Source organism: Colwellia sp. C2M11 (assembly GCF_018860915.1).
Taxonomy (GTDB): Bacteria; Pseudomonadota; Gammaproteobacteria; order Enterobacterales; family Alteromonadaceae; genus Colwellia.
This window is the reverse complement of the sequence record NZ_JAHKQD010000047.1, coordinates 133,059-149,332: the sequence shown is the minus strand read 5'-3', so window position 1 is coordinate 149,332 and position 16,274 is coordinate 133,059. Positions and strand designations below refer to the sequence as shown.

The window sequence follows — 16,274 nt, the reverse complement described above, 5'->3', positions numbered from 1 at the left end:
TTATTAACGAGATAACGAACAATTTACTTCGGCTCTGGCCGCGTGATTGAAAAATGCTGATATGCCCTATCGGTAGCAATTCTGCCACGAGGTGTACGCTGTAAGAAGCCTTGTTGAATCAAAAATGGCTCAAGAACATCTTCTATGGTTTCGCGCTCTTCACCAATAGCAGCAGCCACATTATCAAGTCCAACAGGCCCTCCCATAAACTTGTCAATAATCGCATGTAATAGCTTTCTGTCCATAATGTCAAACCCTTCATTATCAACTTCTAACATATCAAGAGCTGATGCCGCGGTTTCTTGATTCACTAGACCATGAGTTTTAATATCAGCATAGTCCCGTACACGACGTAACAATCGGTTAGCGATACGAGGTGTACCTCGAGAGCGGCGTGCAACTTCAAAAGCCCCTAGCTCATCAATATCTAAATTTAGAAAATGTGCTGAACGTTTAACAATACTGGTTAAATCTTCAACATTGTAAAACTCTAACCGTTGCACAATACCAAATCTATCTCTTAGTGGCGATGTTAACGCACCAGCTCTAGTGGTAGCACCAATTAAAGTAAAAGGCGGTAAATCTAATTTTATAGAACGAGCAGCAGGCCCTTCCCCAATCATGATATCAAGTTGATAATCTTCCATTGCAGGATAAAGTATTTCCTCAACTACAGGGCTTAACCGATGGATTTCATCAATAAAAAGAATATCATTTTCTTCTAAATTGGTTAACAGTGCCGCTAAATCGCCTGCCTTTTCTAACACAGGACCAGAAGTGGTTCGAATATTAACGCCCATTTCATTAGCAACAATATTGGCTAAGGTTGTTTTACCTAGACCTGGAGGCCCAAAAATAAGTAAATGATCTAGGGGCTCTTCGCGTTTTTTAGCCGCAGGAATAAAAATTTCCATTTGTGCTTTAACATGAGCTTGCCCAGTATAGTCAGTGAGCATTTTAGGGCGAATGGCACGATCAACACCTTCATCTTCAATACTTGCGACAGGCTCAATTAAACGATCTGCTTCTATCATTTTTATTTCCTATGATTACCGACACGCTTTGCGTTGCAATAATTAATATTATTTATGTTAGTAAAGGTTCTGCTTTAGGAGAGTACAGTGGCAGTATGAGTATTTACAACATCGATTTTAAAGAAAGGCGTATAATATCCTCGCTCGACATACCTTCATTATAAACAGCTTTAACAGCTTTATCTGCTTGTACTTGTTTATAACCTAATGAAATAAGAGCATTAATCGCGTCACCTTTATTATTACGGAAGGGATCATTCACAAAAGTATTTTCGGTGGTCAATTGTACTGGCATTGCATCCGTTGCTGGTGTTAACGAAGTGACTTGCCAGTCCTTTAAGCGATCTCGCATTTCAATTAACAAACGTTCAGCTGTTTTTTTACCGACCCCAGGAATTTTAACAATACCAGAGACATCATCATGGGCAACATAACTCACAAATTGATCAGCTGACATTGCTGATAATACCGCTAAGGCTAATTTAGGGCCAACACCATTCACTTTAATTAATAACCGAAAAAGCTTTCGTTCCGTCGTATTAGCGAAACCATACAATAATTGTGCATCTTCACGAACAACAAAATGAGTGTAGATAATCACTTGCTCATGCAATTCAGGTAGTGCATAAATACTTGTCATTGGCATCGTTACTTCGTAACCAACACCTGCACACTCAATGAGAATTTCGGGGGGGAATTTTTCAACTAAAGTACCAGATAAACGACCAATCACAAGATAAACCTAAAGAAAATAATTAATATGACAAAATCATACCACTAGATATTTATACAGTAAACTATTTTAATTCTGATAATATTTTAGTTAGTTTATATTTTCTGATAGTTTAGACTGTGAAGAACCAAAATACAGTGAATACAATTTTTCCTTATCGTTTAACTAAACGAGCAGTTACTAAAAATCAATTATTTACCAACAAGTATTAAGCATACAAATACATTATGAAAAAGACTTCTTTACCCAACAGAAAAATAAACATGGCTATTATTGGCAGTAATTTTATTGTAGATACTTTCTTAACTGCAGCAACAGAAGTGGAAGACTTTAATTTTTACGCCATATATTCTCGTCAACAAGCGACAGGTGAAGCGAAAGCCTTACAGTATGATTATATAAATGATGGTAAAAAAGTAAAAGTATTTACTGATTTAGCAGTAATGCTTGACGATGATAATATTGATGCCGTATATATTGCGTCTCCAAATAGCTTTCATGCCAAGCAGGCGATTCAATGTTTGAATGCAGGAAAGCATGTCTTAGGTGAAAAACCGAGTGCTTCAAATAGTAAAGAATTGAGTGAGATATTATCTGCCGCAATAGAAAATAACTGCTGTTTTATGGAAGCATTAATGAGCTTACATCTACCAAACTTTTCATTGGTCAAACAGCATATTTATCGTATTGGAAAGCCGCGTAAATATTTTGGCCAATATTGCCAATACAGTTCAAGATACTCCCTAGCGCTCGATTCTTTAGCAAAAAATAAATTAACGCCAGATAAACCAAGTCAAATACCGAATACTTTTTTACCCGAGTTTGCCAACGGCGCATTAATTGATATTGGTATATACCCACTTTATCCTGTTGTCGCTTTATGGGGCGAGCCTGACACCATTTCTGCCCAAGGCGTAAAACTCGAAACAGGAGTAGACGGTGCTGGTGATTTACAACTAAATTATGGAGATAAGATCGCTAATATCAGCTATTCAAAAATAAGTAATGGTGAAAACTTTGTAGAATTTCAAGGCGAATTAGGTCGATTAAGAATTGAATTTGTTGCATTAATGAGTAAAGTTGAACTGTTTTTGAATAATGGCAGTTATGAGTTACTCAGCATGAATAAAGGCACAAATTCAGATAAAGGTGTAATTGAAAATCATCAACCAATGAGTTATGAAATATCACATTTTATTGAATTAGTTCAAGCACATAAACACCTAAATAAACCAGTGAAAACAGTAAATATTGACGCTTTACAATCACCAGTAACCACCTGGGAATTAAGCAGACAGGTAATATCAATTATTGACCAAGCACGAAAGAAAATAGGGGTTATTTACCCTAATGATTAATTCCATTAGTTTATTTAAACTAATGGAATTAATTTAAATAAACTAATGGAATTAATTTAACTTAACTAAACTTAACTAAATTTGGCATTAGTATTAGTTAAGTATTATCTTAATCTTCTTCTCACTGTCTTTTGTGCTTGTCCGGTGAGTTTTGCTAAGCTTTCATGGCTATTAGCATGGCATAATGCCACGGCTAATGCATCGGCTGCATCGGCTTGTGGTGTGCCAGGTAACCTAAGAATAGTTTTGACCATATGTTGCACTTGGCTTTTATCGGCAGCTCCTGTGCCAACAACAGCCTGCTTAATTTGCCTTGCGGAGTATTCAGCAATCAATAAATCATGATTAGTTGCTGCAACGATAGCAGCCCCACGAGCTTGTCCTAATTTAAGTGCAGAGTCTGGGTTTTTTGCCATAAAGACTTGTTCAATTGCGAACATATCAGGCTTAAATTGAAGAATTATTTCAGAAACGCCCGCAAAAATAGTTTGTAAGCGTGAGCCAAGATCTTCACCTTGACTAAGCGCTTTAATACAACCACTACCAAGATAAGTAAAGCTGCGTCCTTCATAATTAATAACACCGTAGCCTGTAAAGCGCGAACCGGGATCAATACCGAGGATTATTGACATAGTAAATAACGAATCATTAGTTATAAGAACGACCGCCAGTATAACTGGCAATCGCTACTCAATACTATTTATTCGTCATCACTACTCTTTTCAAGCTTTTGGATACCTAACTCAGCTAACTGATCAGGATTAGCATTACCAGGCGCATTAGTTAATGGACAAGCCGCAGTAGTCGTTTTAGGGAACGCCATTACTTCACGAATTGAAGTTGTGCCAGTCATTAACATCACTAAACGATCAAGACCAAAAGCAAGACCGGCATGAGGTGGAGCACCATATTGTAGCGCTTCAAGTAAGAAGCCAAACTTTTCTTGTGCTTCAGCTTCATCAATACCTAAAATTCTAAAAGCAGCTGACTGCATATCTTGCTTATGGATACGTACTGAACCACCACCTAATTCACAGCCATTTAAAACCATGTCGTAAGCATCAGATAAAGCACCTAATGGATTAGCTTCAAGTTGCTCAGGTGTTAAATTCGTTGGTGCAGTAAATGGATGATGGAGCGCATGCATACGACCATCTATTTCTTCAAACATAGGGAAGTCAACAACCCATAATGGTTTCCATTCACCTTCTAATAAATCTAAATCTTCACCGATTTTAAGACGTAATGCACCAAGTGATTCACTTACTACACTATAAGTATCTGCACCAAAGAAAATAATATCACCTGTCGCCGCTTTAGTACGTTCAAGTAATGCTTTTGCGGCATCCGCTGATAAGAATTTTAATATTGGTGATTGTAAACCTTCAACACCCGTGGATAAGGCAGCATCAATATCATTTACTTTCATCCATGGCATACCTTTAGCGCCATAAATACCAACAAACTTAGTAAGATCATCAATGCCTTTTCTTGAAAACTTCGCCGCTCCACCAGGAACACAAATAACAGCTACACGACCATTTTCATCATTTGCAGGGCCTGAAAACACTTTAAACTCAACATCTTTGACTAAATCATCAACATCAACTAGCTCTAATGGATTTCGTAAATCTGGTTTATCTGAACCATAACGTGCCATTGCTTCAGAAAATGGCATACGAGGAAAATCACCTAAATCAACATCAAGCATTTCTTTGAATAGTTCACGGATCATTGTTTCAGTGACTTCCATCACCTGATCACTCGACATAAATGACGTTTCAATATCTATTTGTGTAAATTCAGGTTGTCTATCAGCACGTAAATCTTCATCACGGAAACACTTAACGATTTGATAATAACGTTCCATGCCAGACATCATTAACAATTGTTTAAATAATTGTGGTGATTGTGGTAAAGCAAAAAACTTACCTTTATGAGTACGACTTGGTACTAAATAATCACGCGCACCTTCAGGTGTTGCCGCCGTTAAAATAGGTGTTTCTATATCTAAAAAGCCTAAATTTTCTAATGAACTACGTACTTTTGACGTTACTTTTGCACGAAAACGAAGTCGCTCTGTCATTTCAACACGACGTAAATCAAGATAGCGGTACTTTAAACGTTGCTCTTCTGAGTTTGTTTGATTTGAGTCTAATGGTAATGGCGCTGACTTATTTAAAATCGTTAACTCTAAACCTAATACTTCAATAGCACCCGTTTTCATGTCTTTATTTACTTGACCTTCTGGGCGTGCTCTTACTTTACCTTTTAACTGAACACAAAATTCATTACGTAAAGTGTTTGCCGTGGCAAGTACTTCAGGTAAATCTGGATCATAAACTACCTGCACTAATCCTTCACGATCACGAAGATCTAAAAAGATAACAGCACCTAAGTCACGACGACGGTTTACCCAGCCACAAAGAGTGACTTCTTGACCAATATGAGATTCATTAACCTCACCACAATAAAGACTACGCATAGTTTTTGCCTTGATAATAATAGAAACTACTGCTTGCAGGTACATCATGAACAACCCATGAATAACTTAGTGCAAGCTTATAAATGCCGGATATTATAAAGCAATGAATAGTAAAGTCACCCTAACTCAGAGTGATTATTTCATTAACTTAACTGAACAGACATTCAAAAAGGACAGTTATGGCTTTATCCCATGTAAATCGATATTAAAATTCAACTTTGCAGGTTCCTTTGCTTATATATCGAATAAATATCAGTTAAAATAACTCAAACTGTTACAACAATGAAAGCCATGGATACTTCAGACACTAACTTAACCAATACTGATTTAATTTATTCAAACCCACACGCACAAGTAAAAGACTTTGCTTTTGACGCACAAGTTGTGGAAGTTTTCCCCGATATGATTTCGCGTTCTGTGCCGGGCTATAACACAATTATTGACACTATTGGCCGTCTGAGCCAACGCTTTGTACAACAAGACACCTTGATATATGATTTAGGCTGTTCTTTAGGTGCAGCAACATTAGCCATGCGCAAGCGTATAAAAAACACGAAATGTAAAATTATAGCCGTTGATAATTCACCAGCAATGATTGAACGCTGCACAATGCATATTAATGCTTTTAAAGGTGAAACACCCGTCGAAGTGATTGAAGCTAATATACAAGATGTAGAGGTGACTAATGCTTCAATGGTCGTGCTCAATTTTACACTGCAGTTTGTTGATAAAGCTGATCGTCAAAGCTTAATTAATAATATAGCCGATGGCATTAATGATGGTGGTATTCTTGTTATTTCAGAAAAAATATCTCATGGTGATTCTGTTATTGATGAGCACTTAATCGATTTACATCATAACTTTAAACGTGCAAATGGCTATAGTGAATTAGAAGTAGCACAAAAGCGTACCGCATTAGAAAACGTGATGCGCACTGACTCAGTAGAGCAACATATTCAACGTTTAAAAGAGGCTGGCTTTAGCCATGTTTCACCTTGGTTTCAGTGTTTTAATTTTATTTCTTTTATTGCAATAAAATAGTTAACCTAACAAATACTTTACCTTAAATATTAATTTCTAAATAGAAGTAATCTACAGACAAACACTATGACAAATTTTAGTAACTTTTATCAACAAATTGCGACTAACCGTTTAAGCCATTGGTTAAACACTTTGCCTGCACAGCTTGATCACTGGCAAAAAAACGAACTTCATGGCGAATTTAAACATTGGCAGAAAACGCTAGAAGCCTTACCTAATGGTCAGAGTAACAACGTAGATTTAACCACAAGTGTTACTGTGGGTAGTAAGGGTGATTTAAATCCCGGTGAAGAAAAACGCTTAGAAAACTTAATGAAAAAGTTTAAACCTTGGCGTAAAGGTCCATACCATATTCATGGCCTGCACATAGATACAGAATGGCGTAGCGACTTTAAATGGGATCGATTAGCGGAACATATTGGCGATTTATCAGGTAAGTATGTTTTAGATATAGGTTGTGGCAGCGGCTATCATTTATGGCGAATGCGCGGTGCCGGAGCTAAATTTGTTGTCGGCGTAGATCCGACACAACTCTTTTTAATGCAATTTAATGCTGTACAACATTTCATTCAAGATAAAGCGGTTAACTTATTACCTTTAGGTGTTGAACAATTACCGGAATTAAAATCTTTTGACACTGTTTTTGCCATGGGCGTTTTATATCATCGCCGCTCTCCTATCGATTTCCTTTACCAGTTAAAATCACAATTAGTCAAAGGTGGTGAGCTAGTGCTAGAAACCTTAATTGTAGACGGCGATGAAAATACGGTATTAGTACCTGGTGAACGCTATGCTAAAATGCGCAACGTTTGGTTTTTACCAAGCGCTAAGGCAATGTGCGCATGGTTAGAGCGCTGTGGCTTTAGCAATATTCGAGTTGTAAATACAGATATTACCGCCTTAGATGAGCAACGAAAAACAGAGTGGATAGATACTGAGTCATTGTCTGACTTTTTAGACCCAGAAGATAACAGTAAAACAATCGAGGGCTACCCAGCGCCACAAAGGGCTATTTTTATTGCTAATGCTTAATGAACCTAAGATCAGGTTCATTATTCTTTCCTACTAAATCCTAGGCTTTCTAAGCTAGTTTTGAGTTTGAGGTTTTAGGTAACTATCAATAATTTTTTGATAGTTACCGTTCGCCTTAATCTCGCTGATGCCATTATCAAAATCTTTCTGCAGTTGCTGATTGCTAAAGCCTGCAACATAATCAATATTTCCGAACAATGGATGAACGACAAATTCGGCATTATAAATATTCTTACTTAAGCCTTCTTTTTTCATTAAAGTGAGTAAATACTTAAAAATATCTATATCAATTACCAGAGCATCAACTCGTTGAGTAAATAATAATGCTACTTGGCTTTTCTGATCAGCTAATTCAACATAACTATTCGACTCTTTGAAAATATTATTGTATTCCTTTCCTAAAAACTTGAGCGCATTTTGAAATCCAGCAACGCGCATATCTGATAAATCTGAAATTTTTGTTATATTGACGTTACTATCTGCCAGTGTCACCACTACATTTCGGTAACTTATATAAGGTTTTGAAAGATATAACCCTAATTCATTTTCTGTCGTTGATAAGGTAATCAAGCCTTCAATATTACGTTTTTTATACACCTCTATATGCCTAGTCATTGGCAAATAAAAAAAGCTTATTTGATAGTGATATTTATCAAGTGCCGCCTGGATAATTTCAATTTGCATACCTTTATCATTCTCAACAAAAATAAAAGGCGGTTTGGATAAGCCGGCAAGCAAGATAATGTGATTATCTTCAGCACAAAATGCATTAGGCTGAATAGTAGCTAAAAATAGCATCACAAAAACAGCTGTTTTAACTAAAAATTTCAAAAACAATTCACTCCTAAATTCATACCCAAATGAATACTTAGCTCACTTCGAAATAAAGACTGATTGATACTATTTATTATTCGCTATAGTATCAATCAGTGTAACATCAATTGATATATTGTTATTCATGAAAAATCAAGACGGTATGAGACAGCTATGAATGAAGTTTGGTTGGAAAGACGTTTAAAGAAAGTATCAAAAAGACAACATGATCATCGTGATCCTTTTCAACGAGATCGTGCTAGAATTCTACACTCCGCCGCTTTTAGACGATTACAATCAAAAACTCAGGTCATGGGTAGCGGTCAAAGTGATTTTTATCGCACACGGTTAACTCATTCTCTTGAAGCTGCGCAAATTGGCTCAGGTATTACCGCACAACTTCGCTGTAAATACCCTCAATTATGCCAAACATTATTTCCAGTTACTGATAGCTTAGTTGAAGCCATTTGTTTAGCGCATGATATTGGTCACCCTCCTTTCGGGCATGGCGGTGAAGTAGCATTACATTACATGATGCGAGATCATGGCGGTTTTGAAGGCAATGGACAAACCTTTAGAATTGTTGCTCGTTTAGAGCCTTTTAGCGAACATCATGGTATGAATTTAAGCCGAAGAACGCTATTAGGTTTATTAAAATATCCACAAACATTAGAAAAATTAAGCAACGCCTCTAATCATTCAGTTATTGATAATTTCAGGCAGTTAAAAGCCGGTGAATGGCATCCACCTAAAGGGTTATATTATGATGATGAAGAAATAATTAATTGGCTACTAGCCCCTCTATCAGCAACCGATCGTGAATTATTTCAACAAATAAAAATCCAACAAAAAGGTCATAACAAAACTCGCTTTAAATCACTAGACTGCTCAATTATGGAACTAGCTGATGATATTGCTTATGGTATCCATGATCTTGAAGATGCTATTGTTACAGGGGTTGTTAATCAGAATGACTTTGACACTCATGTTATTCAAAAATTATTGCAATTAGATGACGCTTGGATTTTACAGTATTGCCAATCATTAACGAGCAACCTATTTAGCGAACAACATTATTTACAAAAAGACGCGATTGGTGGCTTAGTCAATTACCTAATAACCGCGATAGAATTAACTGATTTAAATGAACGTTATACTAATGTTAACTTCAAAGAGCCATTATTAAAGTACAATGCGACACTACCTAAAGTGACAATGCAAGTACTACAAATATTCAAAGACTTCGTTTATAACTTTGTTATAAAACAAACGAGTATTCAGCGACTTGAATATAGAGGCCAACAAATAGTGATGGAGCTATTTGAAGCATTATCATCTGATCCATTAAGGTTATTACCAAAAAATAGTGCTAAACGTTGGCAACAAGCTAAAGATAATGGTGAAAATGAATACCGTGTTATTGCTGATTATATTGCAGGAATGACAGATGACTATGCCACAAGATTGTACCAAACGTTATTCTTCCCTAACGCCAATAGCGGTTATAATTTAAGCTAAATTAGTTACCTTGAGCTTATTGTTATTTTACTCGTCAAATTGAGACAACAATAGCAAAGAATTAATGACCTTAAATATGAATATTTAAGGTCATTAAAGTTAATAGAAATATTAATAAAATAGCCTTAGAAATATACCTACAAAGAGAATCTTTCGATATCTTCTTCACTTTTACTAATCAAATAAACTTTATTCTCCAACGTTAATAGCACGACTAACAACAACCACTTATGCTTATTTATTGCAATGTAATATAACATTCCCACTAACAGGTAATAGAGATAAATACAGGCCTCATTATGTATAAAGAACAGCTTATACCAATCTCACTAGCTAAATGATCATTTCGACTTGCTAAAACCACCAACGACATCGTTATTTATTTAATAATTAGCACAACGAATTATTAAATAAATACCTTGTATTTGGCAATTTTTTCTCCGTATAAAATTGTTCACTTAATTAATGTAATTTGTCTTACCTCAATCACCTACAAATAAAAACAATTATCATTTGTGTTACAGTTTACTAAATGTATAATAGCGAGAAATTTGCTAATAACAGAATAGATAACCTGAGGATAAACATGAAACTTAAATGTACTTTTGCATTTTCTACGTTAATTTTGGCTATGGGACTTCCGGCTTATGCACAAAATGTACAAACAGAAAAAAGTGCTGAAATAGAAAATAATAATGTTGAGAAAATACTTATCGTAGGCGTTCGTCAAGACCGAGTTAGCAAAGGTGCCACCGGTTTAACGATGGAGCTTAATGAAACGCCACAATCAATTAGCGTTATAAGTGCAGAACAAATTGAAAACTTTGCTGCGAATAGTATTAATGACGTTATGAAAATGGCGACAGGTATTACCGTAGAACAAGGTGAAACTAACCGTACTCGATATACAGCCCGCGGTTTTGATATTCAAAGCACTCAAATAGATGGTATCGGCCTACCTAATGGTTGGGGACTTGTTACCGGTGCAATGGAAAGTTACGCTTATGAAAAAATTGAAGTTATTCGTGGTGCTAATGGTCAATTAACCGGTGTTGGTAACTCTGCTGGTACAATTAACTATGTACGTAAACGTCCAACCAATGAAAATGAAGGTGAAGTAGGTGTAACTTTAGGCTCGTACGATCTTAAACGTTTACAAGCCGATTATTCATTCTTTTTAACTGATAGCGGTAGTTGGGCAGCGCGCGTTATTGCTGTTGCTGAAGACTCTGGTTCATACCTTGATGGCTTAGAGGATGATCGCACTTATATCTCTTTTGTGGTTGATGGCCAACTAACAGATAATTCAACACTAGCCTTTGGTGCATCACATCAAGATGCTAATAGTGATGGTGTTATGTGGGGGGGCTTATCATTAGCATACGCCGATGGCACACAAGCAGACTTTGATGTAAGTAGTAGTCCGACTCAAGACTGGACTATATGGGATGCTGTCAATACAAACTTTTTTGCTGAATATACTTATACTTTCGATAACGATTGGGAAGTGAAAGCTACTTATAATAGACAAGCGTCTGATGATCAAAGTAAATTGCTCTATGTTTATGATGCTTTAGGACTGTTTGACAGCGAAACTAACTTAGGTTTAATTGCTTTACCTGGCCGTTATGATTCTGAGTTTAAAGCTGATTTATTCGATGTAACTGTTAAAGGTGAATATAACTTAGCGGGTAAAAATCACGAGTTAATGTTTGGTACAAGTTCCTCCAAAAGTACTTCTACTTCATTTACAAACCCTTCTATTGCCTCAGCACCATACTTTGAATATAACGGTTCAACTGTAACATACGCTCCAGCTTTCCCCTATTCAACAAACTCTGACGCGTTGCCTGAACCAGAATGGGATGATCAAGTTACATATGCCGATCTTGATGTCACTCTTACGCGTATATTTGGATCGACTAAGTTGAATATAACGGATGATTTATTTGTTATCGCAGGGTTTAATGCGATTGATTATAACCGTAAAGGTAATAATTCAGGTGTGGCTGTTGATAATGATGAAAGTGAAATTAGTCCATACCTTGCTGCAACATATATGATTAATGACGATGTTAATGTATATGTAAGTTACTCAGATATTTATCAACCATTAGATCAGTACGATATTGATGGTGAATTTCTAGACCCTAGCAAAGGTGTTAATTACGAAATAGGCGTAAAAACGCAATGGTTTGACGATAACCTATTAACTACATTTGCAGTATTTAGTGCTGAGCAAGAAAATATCGCCGTTTTTGCTGGTATTGATGATAACGGAACTTATTATTACGAAGGCGCAACAATGGATTCAACCGGTTTTGAGGTAGAAGTTGCAGGTAATATTACCGATAACCTAAACGCTAATTTTTCTTATACTTTTGTAGATATTGAAGATGATTTTGGTGATGATACTAGTGCATGGGAGCCTAAAGATACCGTTAAGTTTACTTTAGCTTATAATTTACCGCAGCTACCAGAATTAAAACTTGGTTTAGGTGGTAGATGGCAATCAGAAGTTGAGAATGCCGCAGGCTCTGTTAAGCAAGACTCTTACTTATTGGTTAATGCCTTTGCTCGCTGGAATGTATCTAATGATCTTGCCATACAAGCAAATATTGATAACATCACCGATGAAAAATATATCACGAGCCTGAAAAACATTGGCTTTTATGGTGCTCCTATCACAGCAAGTGTTGGCTTAACTTATAGCTTTTAATCTTTAGCTTTAAGGTAAAGTTAACGTTAAAAATATGCATTTTAACGCATTAATTATAATTCATCCTGAACACGATTATCCCTGTTTGGTCATGTTAAATAGTTAATGCGTTTATTTTTATAATCGGTCTTATTGAAGCACATGCTACAAAGCTCCTTATAATCTGTTACATAAGCTGTTCTCATCTTCTAATTCCCTCGCTATACTGTAAAAATTAACAAGAACACCATTATTATTCAAAGCATTAGAAAGAATTATGATTAATACTTTATTTAAATGTAATATCAATTATCTATCGCGTCAAAATAATACTCAATTAAACGATACCATTTAATAACTTATGCTAGACATTTACGCAGGCGAAAACGCCTTAACAACTATTCAAGAAAATGGCTTTAAACAAGAGCTGTTTACTAATTTCTTAGGTGCATCAGGTGGACCAAAATGGTTTACCCTTTTCGGCTTAGATAAATACCTATTCGGTGACTTCTTTAAAGAACGCACTACAGAATTAAACCTTATTGGCTCTAGTGCTGGAGCATTTCGTGCGGCTTGCTTCGCGCAAAAAGATCCTGTAGCAGCTATTTCTCGTTTAGCCGATAAGTACGCGCGTACAGTGTATGATGATAAGCCGACCACTGCTGATATATCAGATTCAGCTGTTGATATGCTGTCCCATATTTTTGGCACATCCGGTGTAAATGAAGTGTTAAGCAATAAAATTTTCAAAGCACATTTTATTGTCGCTAAATGTAACGGGCTGATAAGCTATGAAAATAAAGCGGTTCAATGCGCTGGCTTACTTGGTAGTATGTTATTAAATAAAATAGATAGACGTTTATTAAGTTACCAATATGAACGATTTATCTATCGTCCTAAATCAAGCAATTTGATCGTAAATGATCCATACAACTTTACTAGTCACTACATAGACTTTACCCAAGACAATATTCCTGATGCCCTTCTTGCTTCAGGCTCAATTCCAATGGTGATGTCTGGCATTAAAAATATTGCTAATTCCCCCCAAGGTACCTATAGAGATGGTGGTATTATTGATTATCATTTTGACTTTGCACTTCACAATGAAAAAGTGATTGATACCAAACAAAAAAAATTCGATAACCTTACCCTATATCCTCATTTTAGTGATACACCTAAAGCGGGTTGGTTTGATAAGAGCTCGTCTCGTCAAGTGCTCGATAAACATTATGAAAACACCGTATTACTAGTGCCTTCAGAAAAATTTATCCAATCATTACCTTATAATAAAATTCCTGATAGAAATGACTTTAAAACATTAGACGCTCCTACTCGTATTAAATATTGGCTTAAAGTATTGAGCGAAACAGACCGATTAGCCGATGCGTTTAATGAGTTTATTGCTAAACAAGATATCAATAAAATTCAGCGTTTTTAATTTACTCTTTTAACCTAATATCTTTAGCTTAATCAGTAGACTGATTAATATTATGTATGGTTATTGGTGATTTTATTTTAGATTACCTAGAGGCACTTTGCTAAAACGCTCTAGGCATGCGAAATAGCTATGCTAACTATACTAATGAATGAGCTTTATCCATAGTTCAAACGATGGCTAATCCGCAACAAATAAGCGAAAATAGTAATTAACTAACAGTATGTTGTGCTTGCATATTAATGAATAATCTAAAAATATGAGAGGAAATACCATGTATAAAATTGTTATCGTTGGCGGCGGAGCCGGAGGATTAGAGCTTGCCACTAAACTTGGCAATAAACTCGGTAGGAAAGGTAAGGCTCATATAACTTTAGTAGACAAAAACCACACGCATTTATGGAAACCTTTATTACATGAGGTTGCCGCTGGGTCACTTGATGATGGTATTGATGCGTTAAGTTATCGCGTGCATGCAAAGAGTCATGGTTTTAATTTCAAACTAGCTGCATTAAAAGATATTGATCGCGCAGCAAAGATTATCCAATTAGATAAAATCATTGATCCTGATGGCACTGAAATCTTACCAGAAAGCACACTAGATTATGACATATTAGTGATGGCATTAGGCAGTGTAACTAATGACTTTAATACAAAAGGTGTTAGTGATAACTGTATATTTTTAGATAACCCTCAACAAGCAAAAAGATTTCATCATTTAATGCTTAATAAGTATTTGCAATTAGGCGTTAAAGAAACCAATAAGGTCAGTATTGCTATTGTGGGCGCAGGAGCTACTGGCGTTGAACTTTCGGCTGAGCTGTATAATTCATTAGAGCAAGTCTCCAGTTATGGTTTTGAGCATATTAATAACACCGACTTAAAGGTTAGCCTAGTAGAAGCTGGCGAAAAAATATTACCCGCCTTGCCAGAGCGCATTTCTAGCTCTGCACACCAAGAATTACTGAACCTAGGTGTTGATGTTCGTACTAAAACAATGGTGACTGAAGCAACAAAAGCAGGCTTAATAACGAAAGATGGCGAACTTATTGAGGCTGACTTAATGGTATGGGCTGCAGGTATTAAAGCCCCCAATTTCTTAAAAGATATTGGAGGATTAGAAACGAACCGCATTAATCAACTAGTCGTTAAACAAACATTACAAACAACACTCGATGATAATATTTATGCCATTGGTGATTGTGCAAGTTGCCCGCTACCTCAAGGTGGTTTTGTTCCTCCTCGCGCTCAATCAGCTCATCAAATGGCTTCTTTGGTAGCAAAAAATATTTTTGCCACCCTTAAACAAAAGCCACTTATAGAGTACAAATACACAGACTATGGATCATTAGTTTCCCTTAGTAATTACAGTACTGTGGGTAGCTTAATGGGAAGCCTTACTAAAGGTTCAATGAAAGTTGAAGGAAGCTTAGCACGCTTAGTTTACGCTTCTTTATATCGCATGCATAAGGTTGCACTGCACGGTTATATTAAAACGGCTTTAATGATGTTAGTTGAACGGATTAACCGTATTTTACGTCCTAGGTTAAAATTGCATTAACCTTGTATATATCTCTGACTGTATAACTAAAGGTAGGTCGACATTTATATCGACCTACCGAACAATCAGTCATCTATCTGCTAACTGATTATCAATATCTAAATAACGTTAAAAATATTACTTTAACTTTATAATACCAGCTAAAACTGCAATTGCTCCACCAGCCATTCCTGCCCAAGCTTCAATAGGTGTATCTCCATTTAATGTACGACTTAGCTGAGAACTAGCTGAATCATAAACGTCGTACCCCCATAAACCGAGAGCCGCCCCAGCAATGATAAGGATCACACCAATAATTCTGTTATCCATTTTTTACTCCTAATTAATTTTGTTGTTTACATGCAAGAAAAAATATTGCACTAATCTTTTGTTATCAACCAAAGGGCATGTAAAATACCTGGGACATAAAAACATAAGCATAAGATAATGTTTATTAATAAATCTTTACCTACACCACTTTTCAAAAATACCGCTACAGGTGGCAATAGCAAAGCTAAAATAATGTGTATTAGTTTATTCATAAAATATATTTCCTTGTAATCATCTAAATGAAAATTTGCCTGATC

14 protein-coding genes are annotated in these 16,274 nt (G+C 36.0%); 7 read left to right on the top strand and 7 right to left on the bottom strand.

The genetic code is table 11. The features are described 5' to 3' along the window. Window positions 1-23: 23 nt before the first annotated feature. Both ruvB and ruvA read right to left on the bottom strand, forming a co-directional pair. A complete protein-coding gene (ruvB, locus tag KO509_RS13425) occupies window positions 24-1,034 on the bottom strand; it encodes a Holliday junction branch migration DNA helicase RuvB (protein ID WP_215973769.1) in 1,011 nt (336 codons plus the stop codon). A gap of 103 nt (window positions 1,035-1,137) precedes the next feature. Further along, a complete protein-coding gene (gene ruvA, locus KO509_RS13420) occupies window positions 1,138-1,767 on the bottom strand; it encodes a Holliday junction branch migration protein RuvA (RefSeq protein WP_215973768.1) in 630 nt (209 codons plus the stop codon). A 257-nt stretch (window positions 1,768-2,024) separates the two neighbouring features. Between ruvA and KO509_RS13415 the strand changes: the two genes are divergently transcribed. Beyond that, a complete protein-coding gene (locus KO509_RS13415) occupies window positions 2,025-3,125 on the top strand; it encodes a Gfo/Idh/MocA family oxidoreductase (RefSeq protein WP_215973872.1) in 1,101 nt (366 codons plus the stop codon). Between the two features lie 104 nt (window positions 3,126-3,229). On the opposite strand, the gene ruvC is transcribed toward KO509_RS13415, so the two are convergent. Continuing rightward, window positions 3,230-3,757 (bottom strand): crossover junction endodeoxyribonuclease RuvC, encoded by a 528-nt coding sequence (gene ruvC / locus KO509_RS13410; RefSeq protein WP_215973767.1) that lies wholly within the window; start codon window positions 3,755-3,757, stop codon window positions 3,230-3,232. Between the two features lie 68 nt (window positions 3,758-3,825). Beyond that, on the bottom strand, window positions 3,826-5,610 hold the full coding sequence (aspS, locus tag KO509_RS13405) for an aspartate--tRNA ligase (protein ID WP_215973871.1): 1,785 nt from the start codon (window positions 5,608-5,610) through the stop codon (window positions 3,826-3,828). Between the two features lie 291 nt (window positions 5,611-5,901). On the opposite strand from aspS, the gene cmoA reads away from it, so the two are divergent. Further along, on the top strand, window positions 5,902-6,651 hold the full coding sequence (gene cmoA, locus KO509_RS13400) for a carboxy-S-adenosyl-L-methionine synthase CmoA (RefSeq protein ID WP_215973766.1): 750 nt from the start codon (window positions 5,902-5,904) through the stop codon (window positions 6,649-6,651). A gap of 66 nt (window positions 6,652-6,717) precedes the next feature. Further along, on the top strand, window positions 6,718-7,683 hold the full coding sequence (gene cmoB, locus KO509_RS13395; RefSeq protein ID WP_215973765.1) for a tRNA 5-methoxyuridine(34)/uridine 5-oxyacetic acid(34) synthase CmoB: 966 nt from the start codon (window positions 6,718-6,720) through the stop codon (window positions 7,681-7,683). A 54-nt stretch (window positions 7,684-7,737) separates the two neighbouring features. On the opposite strand, the gene KO509_RS13390 is transcribed toward cmoB, so the two are convergent. Then, the gene (locus KO509_RS13390; RefSeq protein WP_215973764.1) at window positions 7,738-8,514 is read right to left on the bottom strand and encodes a transporter substrate-binding domain-containing protein; all 777 of its coding nucleotides are present in this window, start codon (window positions 8,512-8,514) and stop codon (window positions 7,738-7,740) included. 156 nt (window positions 8,515-8,670) lie between these two features. Here KO509_RS13390 and KO509_RS13385 point away from each other — a divergent pair, with 156 nt between their 5' ends. From KO509_RS13385 to KO509_RS13370, 4 genes are all read left to right on the top strand, one after another. Then, window positions 8,671-10,014, top strand: coding sequence for an anti-phage deoxyguanosine triphosphatase (locus KO509_RS13385; RefSeq protein WP_215973763.1), 1,344 nt, complete (start codon window positions 8,671-8,673; stop codon window positions 10,012-10,014). A gap of 586 nt (window positions 10,015-10,600) precedes the next feature. After that, window positions 10,601-12,733, top strand: a complete 2,133-nt coding sequence (locus KO509_RS13380) for a TonB-dependent siderophore receptor (RefSeq protein ID WP_215973762.1) — start codon at window positions 10,601-10,603, stop codon at window positions 12,731-12,733. Window positions 12,734-13,073: 340 nt separating this feature from the next. Further along, entirely contained in the window at window positions 13,074-14,150 is a 1,077-nt protein-coding gene (locus KO509_RS13375; protein WP_215973761.1) for a patatin-like phospholipase family protein, read from the top strand. Between the two features lie 271 nt (window positions 14,151-14,421). Continuing rightward, window positions 14,422-15,708: an NAD(P)/FAD-dependent oxidoreductase gene (locus tag KO509_RS13370; RefSeq protein ID WP_215973760.1), complete on the top strand. Its 1,287-nt coding sequence runs from the start codon at window positions 14,422-14,424 to the stop codon at window positions 15,706-15,708. A 117-nt stretch (window positions 15,709-15,825) separates the two neighbouring features. On the opposite strand, the gene KO509_RS13365 is transcribed toward KO509_RS13370, so the two are convergent. Together KO509_RS13365 and KO509_RS13360 are read right to left on the bottom strand one after the other, a co-directional pair. Next, window positions 15,826-16,017 (bottom strand): DUF3185 family protein, encoded by a 192-nt coding sequence (locus KO509_RS13365; RefSeq protein WP_215973759.1) that lies wholly within the window; start codon window positions 16,015-16,017, stop codon window positions 15,826-15,828. A 50-nt stretch (window positions 16,018-16,067) separates the two neighbouring features. Beyond that, on the bottom strand, window positions 16,068-16,229 hold the full coding sequence (locus KO509_RS13360) for a YqaE/Pmp3 family membrane protein (RefSeq protein WP_159821012.1): 162 nt from the start codon (window positions 16,227-16,229) through the stop codon (window positions 16,068-16,070). Between the last annotated feature and the right edge of the window lie 45 nt (window positions 16,230-16,274).